Below are 15,509 nucleotides of genomic sequence, written 5' to 3' on the forward strand. Positions count from 1 at the left end.
CAGCTGACTGTTGAAAAATAAAACAATTATTTTAGGAGGCTTTACAGAAATGAAAAAAGCAAAATTATTTGGTTTAGGTGCTGTCGCACTAGCAGCAGGGTTATTTTTAGGTGCATGCGGCAACAACGGCTCTACTGATTCATCCGGTGGCAAAAGCTCATCAGACACAACAACTGCAGCATTGATCACAGATACAGGTGGTGTAGACGACCGTTCATTCAACCAGTCAGCTTGGGAAGGATTACAAAAATGGGGGAAAGATCAAGGTCTTTCACGAGGCAATGATGGCTTCCAATACTTCCAATCTTCAAACGAATCAGATTATATCCCAAATATCGACCAAGCATTGAATGCTGGATTCAAAACGATTTTTGGTATTGGTTATAAACTAAAACCAGCGATCCAAGAACAAGCAACAAACAATACAGGTACGAACTTCGTTATCATCGATGATGTGATTGACGGATTAGATAACGTTGTATCTGCTACATTCAAAGACAACGAAGCTTCTTATCTTGCAGGGGTTGCAGCAGCTTACACGACTGAAACGAACGTAGTCGGCTTTATCGGCGGTGTAAAAGGTGAAGTAATCGATCGTTTTGATGCTGGATTCAAAGCCGGTGTTGATGCAGGTGCGAAAGAACTAGGAAAAGAAATCAAAGTATTGAACCAATATGCTGGTGACTTCTCTGCTCCAGATAAAGGACGTTCAATTGCTCAAGGTATGTATGCACAAAATGCAGATATCATCTTCCATGCTTCAGGTGGTACAGGTAATGGTGTATTCCAAGAAGCAAAATCATTGAACGAATCAGGCGACAAAAAAGTTTGGGTTATCGGTGTTGACCGCGACCAATCAGACGAAGGCGAATACACATTGAACGGCGAAAAGAAAAACTTCACATTGACATCTACACTGAAAGCAGTAGGAACAGTAGTAGAAGATTTGGCACAAAAATCAGCTGACGGTAAATTCCCTGGTGGTGAACACACTGTTTATGGATTGAAAGAAGACGGTGTTGGTCTAACAGAAGGACAACTTTCTGACGAAGCGAAAAAAGCAGTGGATGAAGCAAAAGAAAAAATCATTTCAGGTGACGTAAAAGTTCCAGAAACTCCTGAAGAAAATTAAAACCATTTCTATAGCCTTGTTAGACACATGTTTGACAAGGCTATGGTTTGATTAGAACAAGAATTGTTCATTTATCCAAGCTGCCTTGAGACAGTTTGGATAAGGGAACAATTCCCTGAAGTAATGTTTGTTTCAAAAGAAGAACGCTCGCTAAGCGTGAATCTTAGTCAATCGTTGCCCTAGATAGAAATCGTTAGGATGTGAAAAAAAGGTGGTTCAAGAAAATATTGTCATAGAAATGCAGAATATTACCAAAGAATTTGGAACATTCAAGGCAAATGACAACATCAATTTACAAGTAAAGGCAGGAGAGATTCATGCGTTGCTTGGAGAAAACGGTGCTGGCAAATCTACATTGATGAACGTGCTTTCCGGATTATTAGAGCCGACATCAGGAAAAATTTTGATGCGTGGGAAAGAAGTACAAATCACAAGCCCGACAAAAGCCAATCAATTAGGGATTGGGATGGTCCATCAGCACTTTATGCTTGTTGATGCCTTTACTGTAACAGAAAACATCGTGTTGGGAAGCGAACCTAGTCGTGCAGGGATGCTTGACCATAAAAAAGCGCGAAAAGAGATTCAAAAAGTTTCTGAACAATATGGATTATCAGTCAACCCAGATGCTTATGTTCGTGATATTTCAGTTGGGATGGAACAACGGGTAGAAATTTTAAAAACACTTTACCGAGGAGCAGATGTACTGATTTTTGATGAGCCGACAGCTGTATTGACCCCTCAGGAAATTGATGAATTAATCGTGATCATGAAGGAATTAGTCAAAGAAGGCAAGTCAATCATTTTGATTACGCATAAGTTAGATGAAATCAAAGCAGTAGCTGACCGTTGTACAGTTATCCGCCGTGGAAAAGGAATCGGTACAGTCAACGTTAAAGACGTTACCTCACAGCAATTAGCTGATATGATGGTCGGAAGAACGGTTTCATTCAAAACGATGAAAAAAGAAGCGAAGCCTCAAGAAGTCGTTTTGTCTATTGAAAATCTAGTGGTGAAAGAAAATCGTGGATTAGAAGCCGTGAAAAACTTGAACTTAGAAGTTCGTGCTGGCGAAGTACTTGGTATCGCTGGAATCGATGGAAACGGGCAGTCGGAGTTGATCCAAGCTTTAACTGGTTTGCGAAAGGCAGAAAGCGGACATATCAAGCTAAAAGGGGAAGACATCACCAATAAAAAACCTCGAAAGATCACTGAACATGGTGTAGGACATGTGCCAGAAGACCGTCATAAATATGGGTTAGTCTTAGATATGACATTGTCTGAAAACATTGCCCTACAAACGTACCATCAAAAACCTTACAGTAAAAACGGTATGCTGAATTATTCAGTGATAAATGAACATGCCAGAGAATTGATCGAAGAATATGATGTTCGAACAACGAATGAACTTGTTCCTGCAAAAGCTTTATCAGGCGGAAATCAGCAAAAAGCAATCATCGCTCGGGAAGTCGACCGAGATCCTGATCTGTTGATCGTTGCAAATCCAACTCGTGGACTGGATGTAGGTGCGATCGAATTTATTCATAAACGTCTGATCGAACAAAGGGACAAATACAAAGCAGTGTTATTGATTAGTTTCGAATTAGAAGAAATTTTAAATGTTTCGGATCGTATTGCTGTTATCCATGAAGGAGAAATCGTCGGGATCGTTGATCCGAAAGAAACATCTGAAAACGAATTAGGTCTATTGATGGCGGGCTATACCTTAGAAGAAGCACGAAAAGAGTTAGAAAAGGGGGCTGGCGCACATGAATGATCGCAGCGAGAAATTCCGTAATTTATTAGTGCCTGTACTTTCAGTTGTTTTAGGATTAATCTTAGGCGCGATATTGATGGCTGCTTTTGGTTTTCAGCCCATCCAAGGTTATTCTTCTATGTTAGATGCAGCTCTTGGTTCGCAAAGAGGAATCGGTGAAACATTAAGGCAAGCAACGCCGTTGATTTTTACAGCATTAGGGTTTTCTGTAGCTAACTCAGCTGGGTTCTTCAATATCGGGCTTTCTGGACAAGCACTTTGCGGATGGATCGTCAGTGTCTGGGTGGCACTTGCTTTTCCAGATCTTCCAAAAGTCGTTTTGCTTCCATTGTGTGTGATCCTAGGTGCCTTAGCAGGTGCGATGGCAGCGGCTGTTCCTGGGTTGCTACGAGCATTTTTTGGAACAAGTGAAGTGATCGTAACGATCATGATGAACTATATCTTGTTATACGTAAGCACATTTGCTTTACATGAAGTGATGCCTGAAAGCTACCGATCAAGTTTGGACTCTTCCAATATGATCAGTCAAAATGCATCGTTGCGGTTACCTTGGTTAACACAAGCTTTTGGCGGCTCTCGCGTAAACTCAGGTTTGTTTTTAGCCATCATCGCGCTTATTTTTGTTTGGCTATTGATGAAGAAAACGACTTTAGGATTTGAGATCCGTTCCGTTGGTTTGAATCCTTTTGCTTCTGAGTATGCAGGGATGAGTAGTAAACGTACGATCGTTTTGTCGATGGTCATTTCTGGCGCTTTGGCAGGGCTTGGCGGTGTGGTTGAAGGATTAGGAACGTATCAAAACTTCTTCGTTCAAACGACTTCACTATCTATTGGATTTGATGGGATGGCTGTTTCCTTACTTGGATCTGGATCAGCAATCGGTATTCTTTTATCAGCGATTTTGTTCAGTATTTTGAAGATCGGCGGACTTGGCATGCAGACAGGAGCTGGTGTTCCGTTTGAGATCGTCAATGTATCGATTGCTCTGATTATCTTCTTTGTTGGGATCAATTTCTTGATTCGTTTCGTCATGGCTAAGTTCTTCCAAGGAAAAAAACAAGAAGAAATCGTTGCGACAATCGAAGCGAAGCCAACGAATCAAAACCATGAAGGAGGCGAACTATAATGTCGACTATCGAATTAATTGCCTTGATTCTTACTTCAACACTGGTTTATTCAACACCGTTAATTCTAACATCACTAGGCGGAACGTTTTCTGAACGCAGCGGGATTGTAAATGTAGGGTTAGAAGGAATCATGGTCATGGGTGCTTTTAGTTCCATCGTTTTCAACTTGACGATGAGCCCCTCACTTGGTTCCATGACGCCATGGATCGCTATTTTAGTGGGTGGCGTCGTAGGTATCCTATTTTCTTTGATCCACGCAGTAGCAACAGTCAGCTTGCGTGCTGACCATATTATCAGCGGTACAGTGATCAATCTGATGGCACCAGCTTTAGGTGTTTTCTTGATCAAAGCATGGTATGGGAAAGGTCAAACAGATAACATCACGCAGAATCTGGGATATTTCTCTTTCCCAGGTTTAGCAGATATTCCGGTCATTGGACCAATTTTCTTCAAAAATACATTCTTGCCTGCTTATTGTGCAATTTTGATTGCTGTCATTGCTTGGGTGATCATCTTTAAGACGAAATTCGGCTTACGCCTCCGTTCAGTTGGTGAAAACCCTCAAGCTGCCGATACATTAGGTATCAATGTATATGCTATGCGTTATTCAGGCGTGCTGATTTCAGGCTTGTTAGGCGGTATGGGCGGTGCTGTTTTTGCTCAGTCGATTTCCGGTAACTTTTCAGCTGGTACGATCGTTGGACAAGGGTTCATCTCCATGGCTGCTATGATCTTTGGTAAATGGAATCCTTTAGGCGCAATGGGTGCCTCACTGTTCTTTGGTTTTGCACAAAGCTTGAGTATCATCGGTGCACAATTACCAGTTATTTCTTCGATTCCACCAGTATTGCTGCAAATTGCTCCATATCTGCTGACAATCATTGTGTTGGTTGTTTTCTTAGGGAAAGCTTCTGGACCAAAAGCAAACGGGAAGAACTATATCAAATCAAAATAATCTTTTAGCGAATAAAAAGGGTGGGTTACGGGAAGTGTTTTTCGTCTCGCCCTTTTTGTTTTAAAGGTAATAAAAATAAAAAGAAAGAAGGAATAATCATGTTTAAACGCGTACATCTGATCGTCATGGATTCAGTAGGAATTGGAGAAGCACCAGATGCCGAGAAGTTCGGTGACGTTGGTTCTGATACATTAGGACACATTGCAAAAGAAGCAGGATTGAATATTCCGCATTTAGAGCAGCTTGGTTTGGGAACGATTCGGCCTCTTGAAGGTGTGGAATCAATGAAAGATCATCAAGGCTATGCGACGAAATTAGAAGAAGTTTCTGTAGGGAAAGATACGATGACAGGCCATTGGGAAATCATGGGATTGAATATCAAGACGCCGTTTCGTGTGTTTCCGAACGGATTCCCTGATGATCTGATCAAACAAATCGAAGAGTTTTCTGGCCGTAAAGTCGTATGCAACAAACCATATAGCGGAACGGCTGTTATTGACGATTACGGTGAACACCAAATGAAGACAGGTGATTTAATCGTATATACTTCTGCCGATCCTGTCCTTCAGATCGCGGCACATGAAGAAATCATTCCTTTAGAAGAACTATACCGGATTTGCCAATTCGTTCGTGATATAACAAAAGATGACCCGTACATGATTGGTCGAATCATTGCACGTCCATATGTGGGAGAACCAGGAGACTTCACACGAACAAGCAATCGTCATGATTATGCGTTGAATCCATTCGGACACACCGTCCTTGATTCTTTGAAAGAAGCAGGAAAAGATGTGATTGCTGTAGGAAAGATCAACGATATTTTCAATGGACAAGGAATCACTGAATCTGTCCGCACGAAAAGTAATATGGATGGCGTCGACCAGTTGCTGAACGTTATGAAAAAAGAGTTTATAGGTATCAGCTTTACCAATTTAGTAGATTTTGATGCATTATACGGTCATCGCCGGGATGTAGTCGGTTATGCGCATGCGATTGAAGAATTTGACTTGCGGATCCCAGAATTGCTTGAAGCGATGGAAGAAGACGACTTGCTAATGATTACAGCCGATCACGGAAACGATCCAACATTTACTGGTACCGATCATACACGAGAATATGTACCGTTATTGGCTTACAGTAAAAAAATGAAAGAACAAGGGGCGTTGCCTCAAGGATATTATTCCGATATCTCCGCAACGATTGCTGAGAACTTTAGTGTTTCTTCGACTGAAAATGGCGAAAGCTTCTTAAAATTATTAAAATAATCTTTTTAAAATAGGAGAAAGCAAATGACCAAGTTAAGCGAGATGTTACAAGAAACGACCCAGTTTATCCTTGATAAAGGAGTAAAAGAAATTGATTTTGGTTTGATCCTAGGTTCAGGATTAGGTGAATTAGCAGATGAAATCGAAGATGCTGTAATGATTTCTTATGATGAGATCCCGTTCTTTCCTGTTTCGACAGTAGTTGGACATGCAGGACAGCTGGTTTACGGATCTCTAGCAGGTAAGAAAGTGTTAGCCATGCAAGGAAGATTCCACTACTATGAAGGTCATTCCATGCAAACAGTGACCTATCCAGTACGTGTGATGGCCGGACTAGGTGCCCATTCAGTCATTGTGACCAACGCATGTGGCGGTGTCAACAAATCCTTTGTACCAGGAGATTTGATGCTGATTACCGATCACATCAATTTTACTGGTGAAAATCCTTTGATCGGTCCGAATGAAGATGAAATGGGCCCTAGATTTCCAGATATGAGTCAAGCATATACGCCTGACTATCAAGCAACAGCAAAAGCAGCAGCAGAAAAACTAGGTTTGGATCTTAAAGAAGGCGTATATATGGGCTACTCTGGACCAACTTATGAAACGCCTGCTGAGATTCGGATGTCTCGAACAATAGGGGCCGATGCAGTAGGGATGTCGACTGTTCCAGAAGTCATCGTAGCAGCTCACAGCGGATTAAAAGTGTTAGGAATTTCTTGCATTACCAACTTAGCAGCAGGTATGCAAGCGAATCTGAGCCATGAAGAAGTTGTAGAAACAACTCAGAGAGTCAAACAATCTTTTAAAGCATTGGTTAAAGAAACATTGACATTATTGTAATAGGAGGAGCAACAAAATGAGTGTGCATATCGAAGCGAAAGAAGGCGAGATTGCCGATAAGATTTTACTTCCAGGCGATCCTTTACGAGCTAAATATATTGCGGAGACTTTTTTTGAAGAACCAGTTTGCTACAATCAGGTCCGTGGTATGCTAGGCTTTACCGGCAAATATAAAGGAGAACGTATTTCTGTTCAAGGAACAGGGATGGGGATGCCATCAGCCACCATCTATGCCCATGAATTGATCCAGTCATATGGCGTAAAGAAATTGATCCGAGTAGGTACATGCGGGGCATTGTCAAAAGATGTCCATGTTCGTGATTTAGTACTAGCGCAAGGCGCAGCAACCAGCTCTTCGATGATCGAAAAAAATTTCCAAGCCTTTCATTTTCCACCAATCAGTGATTTCAATCTATTACTGAAAGCATATGAGATAGCGAAAGAAAAGGGCTATACGGTTCATGTAGGAAATGTCCTTTCGGAAGATTCTTTCTACAAAGATGATTTGACAGAGACATTCCAATTAGCTGAACTTGGCGTCTTAGGAGTTGAAATGGAAGCAGCCGCTCTTTATTACTTAGGCGCGAAATACCATGTGCAGACATTAAGTTTGATGACCGTTAGCGACCATTTGATTACTGGAGAAGAAACAACAGCTGCAGAACGTCAATCGACGTTCAATGAAATGATCGAAGTAGGATTGGAAACGGCGATTCAAGGGTAAAGTAATAGCTAAATAGCAAGAAAGTGTGACTGCCTAAACTTCTATTAATAGAAATTAGGCAGTCACATTTTTTGCAGAAACTGTCTCACATAACCTGAAATCAATGACAACCGTTGCTTCAGTTACTTCGAGAGTCCTCCTAAAGTCAACCATTTGAATGTCTAAAATGTGAATCGACATTCTTTTTAAATTGCAGACGAATGGCACAATCTTAATCAAATAAAAAAGAACAGAAAGAAGCGAGTTACGCTCTTTCTGTTCCGAACTAGGCCACCAACAGGAGATGACAAATGGGTCATCTCCTGTTGGTGGCTTCGTCTAAATGAATACCTTAATCATTCAATTGCTCATGTGATGATGCTTGAAGAATGAAAAATTCAACTTAAATCAAGTCTGCATCAATAATAAGTGTTTCGAATAATACAGCGTACTCAAGTGAGGTGCTTGATCCAGGACGTCCTGGTAGGCGATATACTTCTACTCGCTGTCCTGCTTTTCCAGGAAATGCTCGACGTATTTGAATATTACCATCAACTATTCTTGTAAAGCTATAGAATGTTCTGCCGTCAAATGTTTCAAAATGATATCTTCCATCAATGTAAACGACCAATCTTTCTTGACTGTAAAAACGTTCAGGTGTCAATGTTAAATAAGCAAATGCTCGAGAGCCTTCTCGCCCTGCAGACAACAAGTTTGTTTCTGTTACGCCTGTTTCCACTTGGATATTGTCATATTTCGCCCAACCATTCCATGTAGAAGCAAATCGTATAAGGTATGTATTTTCATCGTCTGGAGTCGTAAAAGTAAGTTTACCACGTTCCCAGTTCTCATTATTATGTTCACTGCGCTCTAATACATCAAAACCGACATCATGATTCATGATCCCTAATTCAACACGTCCTGGTGCTGATTCGCTTGCTGCAACATCATAACTAAATGTATACGTGGTACTTGGTTTTAATGTCACGTATTGATGAACATTTTCACCATCTCTTGCTAAAGCAAAGTTATTTCCATTAACGGTTTGCAGTGTGGGATTATTTGGCTCTTGGCCACTAGTGATCCAATGATCAAACCCGTCATTAAAGTCACCATTATGTATATACAATTGTTGCTCAATGGCCTGTTTACTTGTACTAACGAAGTCAGTTGTTGATAGACTTGTTGCGAATGTCGAAACGGATCCTCCTAAACTTAAAAATACCATACCTGCTGCCATCACTGTTTTTAAATTATTTTTGATCATCTTGTATCTCTTCGCTCTCTATTTTTATTTTTTGATTTTGTTTGTAAGATGCAGCCGTGTAATCTGTCTGTATCTCACAAATTAATCATAACCGAGAAAATAACGGTCGTGTAAACGCTTTTTTCTATGTAACATTTATTATTAGAAAAAAATGATAAAATAAATAGTTTTATGAGGTTGACTTCTATCTAAATTTCATTTATTAGCAACATAAAAAAAGATGGAGAGTTGTGGTAATAGCTCATACAAATGAAACTTCCTCTTAGAAACAGGATAAAAGAATGAAATTTAAATAAGTTTCTACAAAAAATGTTCGCTCCACATCTGAATGTTTGTCAGACATTCTTTTTTCTCTCAATGCTACGCCTTCTCTCTTATTTTTTTATTTATTCAAACAGTACTTACTATTATAATCATATAGTTATTATGTAAATTGATGTCATTCGTATTAGATAGCCAAGACTACCGTCTTCCAATATCTAAAAAAACAGCCCCTTCATCTCTTACAATAATAGGAGGTGAGAGGGCTGTCTTACTTACAATAGAATATCTATTATAGGTAGTATTTTTTAGCTACTGTTAAGTCATCATTTAATTCATAAACAAGTGGTTGACCTGTTGGGATTTCAAGATCCATGATGTCTTCGTCAGAGATACCTTCGATATGTTTAGCTAGAGCGCGTAATGAGTTACCGTGTGCAGCTACTAAAACAGTTTTGTTGTCTAGTAATGCTGGAGCAATTTCATCTTGCCAGAATGGCAAAGCACGTTCTAATGTTACTTTCAAGTTTTCGCCACCAGGAATATCGCGTTTGTCTAACATTGCGTAACGACGGTCGTTTACTGCAGAACCTTCGTCAGTTTCTTCCATTAATGGAGGAAGAGTATCGTAAGAACGACGCCAGATGTGTACTTGTTCGTCGCCGTATTTTTCAGCTGTTTCTTTTTTGTTCAAACCTTGTAATTTACCATAGTGACGTTCGTTCAAGCGCCATGATTTGATTTGTGGTACCCAAAGTTGATCTGAATATTCTAAAATCAAGTTACATGTTTTGATTGCACGAGTTAAAACAGAAGTATAGGCAACATCAAATTCGATTCCAGCTTCTTTGATTTTGCGTCCGCCTTCTTTTGCTTCTTCGATTCCTTCTGGTGCTAGGTTTACATCAGCCCAACCAGTAAATTGGTTCAATGCATTCCATTCACTAAGACCGTGACGAGAAAAAACTAATTTTGGCATGTTTAGCTCTCCTTTAAGATAGGTTTATATTTCTGAAAATTTCAGTTCTGTTTTATTGTACAATTTTTTGGAAGAGATTTCCATCGAAAAATTGGATAAGATTCTATGAGAAAACGAGTAGAGAAGATAAAAAAACGAACAGCTGCGAAAGCACTGTTCGTTTTTAGGCATTAGATGCATAATTGCTCGATTTCTTTTTCAGGCAAATTGATATATTTATAACATGTTCCAACTGAAACACCGCATTTTGAAGAAATAAATTGGATTGTTTCTTTTTTTTCATAATAGAGACGCCGGATTTTTTTGATCGTTTTTGCATCAATTTTTGGTCTTCCGCCGATTTTTCCTTTTTTACGAGCTTCATCTAATCCAACTAATGTACGTTCTTTGATCAATGCGCACTCCATGTTTGCTAGGTTTTCCATCAATTGGAAATAGATTTTTCCCATTTCGCGCGTATCGATTCCTTCATCAATGCTAATCAAGTGCAGCCCGCGGTCTTTGAATAATTGCGTAAGTTCTGTTAATTGCCGTGTAGATTTGCCCAATCGATGAAGTTGGCAGACGACTAGTGCATCGCCTTGCTGCATGTCAGCAATCACTGACTCCAAATGAATAGCAGTAGCATCGTTTTGTTCCACTTCATATGTCTCATGGAAAATTTCTTGACAACCAAAGTCAGATAATTGTTCAACCTGAGTTGTTAAATCAACATCATTTATGGTTGTGCGTGCATAACCAATAATTTTCATGGTGATTCCTTTCTAGCAGTGATTTTCTAACTGGATATAACAGTAAAAATGTAGCATAAAGTACGTCAAAAAGATAGTTTTTTCGCAAATTTTCCGCTGTCTTTTTTTATTGGATGATCAAGCAGTTTTTCTTTATTTATGGCGGATGGCATCAAGAATCTCAACACCTTTTTCTGAGCCAACAACAACTTTTGAAACCATATTTAGGAAAAGTCCATGTTCGACTACCCCAACAAGTTCATCTAAATAGGTAGCTAAGCTTTCTGGTTGTTTAATAACTTCTAGATGCAGATCAATGATATGATGACCACCATCTGTGGTTAGGACTTCGCCGTTTTCGTCTGTACGCAAAACAGGTTGGAATCCTTTTTCGTCAAAAATATGAAGTAGCTGTTGGGAGCCATAAGGGATGACTTCAACTGGGAGTGGGAACTTCCCGAGTTTATGGACTAATTTAGAAGAATCAACGATCCAAATCGTTTCTTTTGAGTACGTAGCGACTATTTTCTCGAAAAGCAAAGCAGCACCGCCGCCTTTTATTCCTTGAAAATCAGCACTGATTTCATCAGCACCATCTATCGTCAGATCGACTACTGGAACTTCGTCGATACTCTTTAGCGGTATTCCTAATTTTTCCGCTTGTTCTTTTGTCGCATTTGAAGTAGTGACTCCTGTGATACGTAATCCTTCTTCACGCATGCGGCGACCAATCTCTTCTACCATATAATAGGCGGTTGAACCGGTCCCGAGACCAACGATCATCCCGTCCTTTACGAATTTCGCGGCTTCAATGCCAGCTAATTGTTTTAAATTCATCTTTGCATCCACCTTTTTTTAGTTTGAGCTTCGTGCTTTCCTCACTATTTTAGCGTGATTTACGGCAAAAAGATACCATTCTTTTTTATTCCAATAAAGCTTTTTCAAAAAAATTTCCGTCTCTTGTTGACATGCTTTTTCATTCATGATATTCTAACAAAGGTGCTTTATCTACAGGTTTCTGTGAAGAAACGTGCTGACTGTTTATCAAAGCATATTTGATAAGGATGCAGACATTGCATTTATTTTTTATCGCAAAAAAAGAACCACCTGGATGTGTGGAACTAGACGCAAATCGTGGGAAGGAGGAAACAAGGAATGCCTACAATTAACCAATTAGTACGTAAACCTCGTAAATCAAAGGTGGAAAAATCTAATTCACCTGCTTTGAACAAAGGATATAACAGCTTTAAGAAAACTCAAACTAACGTAAACTCACCTCAAAAACGTGGGGTAGCAACTCGTGTGGGTACAATGACACCTAAAAAACCGAACTCAGCTTTACGTAAATATGCACGTGTTCGTTTGTCAAACTTAATTGAAGTTACTGCTTATATCCCAGGGATTGGTCATAACTTACAAGAACACAGTGTTGTATTATTACGCGGTGGTCGTGTAAAAGACTTACCAGGGGTACGTTACCATATCGTTCGCGGTGCTTTAGATACTGCTGGTGTTAACGACCGTAAACAAAGCCGTTCTAAATACGGAACTAAAAAACCTAAAGCTTAATTTTAATTATTAAACAAATGAAACTTGCTTCTATTATATAGAAGTAATTACTATGAACAATATTTCGGAAGGAGGAGTTACGGATGCCACGTAAAGGTCCTGTTGCAAAACGTGATGTTTTACCAGATCCTATTTATAACTCAAAATTAGTAACTCGCTTGATCAACCGTGTAATGGTTGACGGAAAACGCGGGATTGCAGCTAACATTATCTATAATGCCTTTGATTTGATCAAAGAATCTACAGGTAACGATCCATTAGAAGTGTTTGAACAAGCAATGAAAAACGTTCAACCTGTTCTTGAAGTTAAAGCACGTCGTGTTGGGGGTTCAAACTACCAAGTACCAGTTGAAGTTCGCCCTGAACGCCGCGTTACTCTAGGTCTTCGTTGGGTAGTAAACTACGCTCGCTTGCGCGGTGAACACACAATGGAAGAACGCTTAGCAAAAGAAATCATGGATGCTGCAAACAACACAGGTGCTTCTGTTAAAAAACGTGAAGACACTCATAAAATGGCTGATGCCAACCGCGCGTTTGCTCACTATCGCTGGTAAGATTCTCTCTGTTTGGTCGGCTTTTATAAGTCGACCTCAGATAGTGTCCTTATTTTTAGCAACTAGATAGTAAAGAGAGGAGAAACAAGGAGAATGACCAGAGAATTTTCTTTACAAAACACTCGTAATATCGGTATCATGGCCCACATTGATGCTGGTAAAACGACTGCTACTGAACGTATCTTGTACTATACTGGTAAAATCCATAAAATTGGTGAAACTCATGAAGGAGCTTCACAAATGGACTGGATGGAACAAGAACAAGAACGTGGTATTACGATCACTTCTGCTGCTACTACAGCACAATGGAAGGGTCATCGAATCAACATCATCGATACACCAGGACACGTAGACTTCACAGTTGAAGTTGAACGTTCCTTGCGTGTACTTGATGGTGCTGTAACTGTTCTTGATGCACAATCAGGTGTTGAACCTCAAACTGAAACAGTTTGGCGTCAAGCAACAACTTACGGTGTACCTCGTATCGTATTTGCAAACAAAATGGACAAGATTGGTGCTGACTTCTTATATTCAGTATCAACTTTACATGACCGTTTGCAAGCAAACGCTCACCCAATCCAATTACCAATTGGTGCGGAAGACGACTTCACAGGAATTATCGACCTTGTAACAATGAAGGCTGAAATGTATACAAACGATCTTGGAACAGAGATTGAAGAAACAGAAATTCCTGAAGAATACCGCGAATTAGCTGAAGAATGGCGCGAAAAATTGGTTGAAGCTGTAGCTGAAACTGATGAAGAACTTACTTTGAAATACTTAGAAGGTGAAGAAATCACTGAAGCTGAGTTAAAAGAAGGTATCCGCCGCGCAACAGTTAACGTAGAATTCTACCCAGTACTATGTGGCTCAGCATTTAAGAACAAAGGGGTTCAATTACTATTGGACGCTGTTCTTGATTACTTGCCATCACCGTTAGATATCCCAGCAATCAAAGGGATTGACCCTAAAACTGATGAAGAAGTAGAACGTCCTGCAGACGACAGCGCTCCTTTCTCAGCTTTAGCATTTAAAGTTATGACTGACCCATTCGTAGGTCGTTTAACTTTCTTCCGTGTGTACTCTGGTGTTTTAAAATCAGGTTCATACGTACAAAACGCAACAAAAGGCAAACGCGAACGTGTTGGTCGTATCCTACAGATGCATGCCAACTCTCGTTCAGAAATCTCTGAAGTTTACGCTGGAGATATCGCTGCTGCTGTTGGTTTGAAAGACACAACTACTGGGGACACACTGTGTGATGAAAAGAATCTAGTTATTCTTGAATCAATGGAATTCCCAGAACCAGTTATCCAAGTCGCTATTGAACCTAAATCAAAAGCTGACCAAGATAAAATGGGTGTGGCTTTACAAAAACTATCTGAAGAAGATCCTACTTTCCGTGCTGAAACAAACGTGGAAACAGGCGAAACAATCATCGCTGGTATGGGTGAACTTCACTTAGATATCATCGTTGACCGTATGCGTCGTGAATTCAAAGTTGAAGCTAACGTAGGTGCGCCTCAAGTATCTTACCGTGAAACTTTCCGTGCCGGCACTCAAGCCGAAGGTAAGTTTGTACGTCAGTCTGGTGGTAAAGGTCAATACGGTCACGTATGGATCGAATTTACACCAAACGAAGAAGGTGCTGGTTTCGAATTTGAAAATGCGATCGTCGGTGGGGTTGTTCCTCGTGAATACATTCCAGCTGTTGAAACTGGTTTGAAAGATGCTATGGAAAATGGTGTCTTAGCTGGCTATCCATTAGTAGATATCAAAGCTAAACTTTACGATGGTTCATACCATGATGTCGATTCAAATGAAACTGCCTTCCGTGTTGCTGCTTCTATGGCATTACGTGCAGCAGCTAAGAAAGCTAATCCAGTAATCCTTGAACCAATCATGGCTGTAGAAGTTGTTATCCCTGAAGATTACTTAGGTGATGTTATGGGTCACGTAACTGCTCGTCGTGGACGTGTTGAAGGTATGGAAGCTCGCGCTGGCGGCCAACAAGTTGTTCGTGCGATGGTTCCACTTGCTGAAATGTTTGGTTATGCTACAACTCTTCGTTCTGCTACTCAAGGTCGTGGTACATTTACAATGACATTTGACCACTACGAAGATGTACCAAAATCAGTACAAGAAGAAATCATTAAGAAAAACGGCGGAAAAGCTGAATAATTTCTTAAAACCGGATAGTCCTGCAAAGAGATTATCCAAAGAGACTATATTTTTAATATAGTTTCGTGTAAAATAATTATCGATGATATGGGCATGTGATGTACCTAGTGTACATCATATACCTATCAGACAAATAAAAAATATATTGTATTTTTAGGAGGACATTTT

The 15,509-nt window shown here is 40.0% G+C and carries 14 protein-coding genes; 10 read left to right on the forward strand and 4 right to left on the reverse strand.

All coding sequences use genetic code 11. The annotated features are described in order from the left end of the window. The first annotated feature begins 49 nt into the window (after positions 1–49). The 7 genes from AC1F25_RS10295 (at position 50) to deoD (ending at position 7,820) form a co-directional block, all read left to right on the forward strand. Complete coding sequence (locus tag AC1F25_RS10295) at positions 50–1,132, forward strand: BMP family lipoprotein (protein WP_002332024.1); 1,083 nt, start codon at positions 50–52, stop codon at positions 1,130–1,132. A gap of 211 nt (positions 1,133–1,343) precedes the next feature. After that, positions 1,344–2,906, forward strand: coding sequence for an ABC transporter ATP-binding protein (locus tag AC1F25_RS10300; protein ID WP_002291113.1), 1,563 nt, complete (start codon positions 1,344–1,346; stop codon positions 2,904–2,906). Continuing rightward, positions 2,899–4,032: an ABC transporter permease gene (locus AC1F25_RS10305; RefSeq protein ID WP_002291115.1), complete on the forward strand. Its 1,134-nt coding sequence runs from the start codon at positions 2,899–2,901 to the stop codon at positions 4,030–4,032. Before AC1F25_RS10300 ends, AC1F25_RS10305 begins: the two co-directional genes overlap by 8 nt. Further along, positions 4,032–4,988, forward strand: a complete 957-nt coding sequence (locus AC1F25_RS10310; RefSeq protein WP_002309847.1) for an ABC transporter permease — start codon at positions 4,032–4,034, stop codon at positions 4,986–4,988. Before AC1F25_RS10305 ends, AC1F25_RS10310 begins: the two co-directional genes overlap by 1 nt. Before the next feature lie 98 nt (positions 4,989–5,086). Next, positions 5,087–6,253, forward strand: a complete 1,167-nt coding sequence (gene deoB, locus AC1F25_RS10315) for a phosphopentomutase (protein ID WP_479994092.1) — start codon at positions 5,087–5,089, stop codon at positions 6,251–6,253. Positions 6,254–6,277: 24 nt separating this feature from the next. Continuing rightward, the gene (locus AC1F25_RS10320) at positions 6,278–7,096 is read left to right on the forward strand and encodes a purine-nucleoside phosphorylase (RefSeq protein ID WP_151668755.1); all 819 of its coding nucleotides are present in this window, start codon (positions 6,278–6,280) and stop codon (positions 7,094–7,096) included. Between the two features lie 16 nt (positions 7,097–7,112). After that, a complete protein-coding gene (deoD, locus tag AC1F25_RS10325; RefSeq protein WP_002309845.1) occupies positions 7,113–7,820 on the forward strand; it encodes a purine-nucleoside phosphorylase in 708 nt (235 codons plus the stop codon). Between the two features lie 382 nt (positions 7,821–8,202). Here the strand turns inward: deoD and AC1F25_RS10330 are convergent, their stop codons facing one another. From AC1F25_RS10330 to rpiA, 4 genes are all read right to left on the reverse strand, one after another. Then, on the reverse strand, positions 8,203–9,066 hold the full coding sequence (locus tag AC1F25_RS10330) for a carbohydrate binding domain-containing protein (protein ID WP_479994093.1): 864 nt from the start codon (positions 9,064–9,066) through the stop codon (positions 8,203–8,205). A gap of 553 nt (positions 9,067–9,619) precedes the next feature. After that, complete coding sequence (gpmA, locus tag AC1F25_RS10335; protein ID WP_047929617.1) at positions 9,620–10,306, reverse strand: 2,3-diphosphoglycerate-dependent phosphoglycerate mutase; 687 nt, start codon at positions 10,304–10,306, stop codon at positions 9,620–9,622. A 170-nt stretch (positions 10,307–10,476) separates the two neighbouring features. Beyond that, entirely contained in the window at positions 10,477–11,058 is a 582-nt protein-coding gene (locus AC1F25_RS10340) for a recombinase family protein (protein ID WP_047929618.1), read from the reverse strand. A gap of 132 nt (positions 11,059–11,190) precedes the next feature. Then, positions 11,191–11,874, reverse strand: a complete 684-nt coding sequence (gene rpiA, locus AC1F25_RS10345) for a ribose-5-phosphate isomerase RpiA (protein ID WP_151668756.1) — start codon at positions 11,872–11,874, stop codon at positions 11,191–11,193. Between the two features lie 318 nt (positions 11,875–12,192). Between rpiA and rpsL the strand changes: the two genes are divergently transcribed. From rpsL to fusA, 3 genes are all read left to right on the forward strand, one after another. After that, positions 12,193–12,606: a 30S ribosomal protein S12 gene (rpsL, locus tag AC1F25_RS10350; RefSeq protein WP_002294318.1), complete on the forward strand. Its 414-nt coding sequence runs from the start codon at positions 12,193–12,195 to the stop codon at positions 12,604–12,606. A gap of 83 nt (positions 12,607–12,689) precedes the next feature. Continuing rightward, the gene (gene rpsG, locus AC1F25_RS10355) at positions 12,690–13,160 is read left to right on the forward strand and encodes a 30S ribosomal protein S7 (protein ID WP_002290440.1); all 471 of its coding nucleotides are present in this window, start codon (positions 12,690–12,692) and stop codon (positions 13,158–13,160) included. 93 nt (positions 13,161–13,253) lie between these two features. Continuing rightward, positions 13,254–15,341, forward strand: coding sequence for an elongation factor G (gene fusA, locus AC1F25_RS10360; protein WP_002309841.1), 2,088 nt, complete (start codon positions 13,254–13,256; stop codon positions 15,339–15,341). Positions 15,342–15,509: the final 168 nt, after the last annotated feature.

The sequence above is a fragment of the Enterococcus sp. M-BR2 genome, from assembly GCF_056612775.1.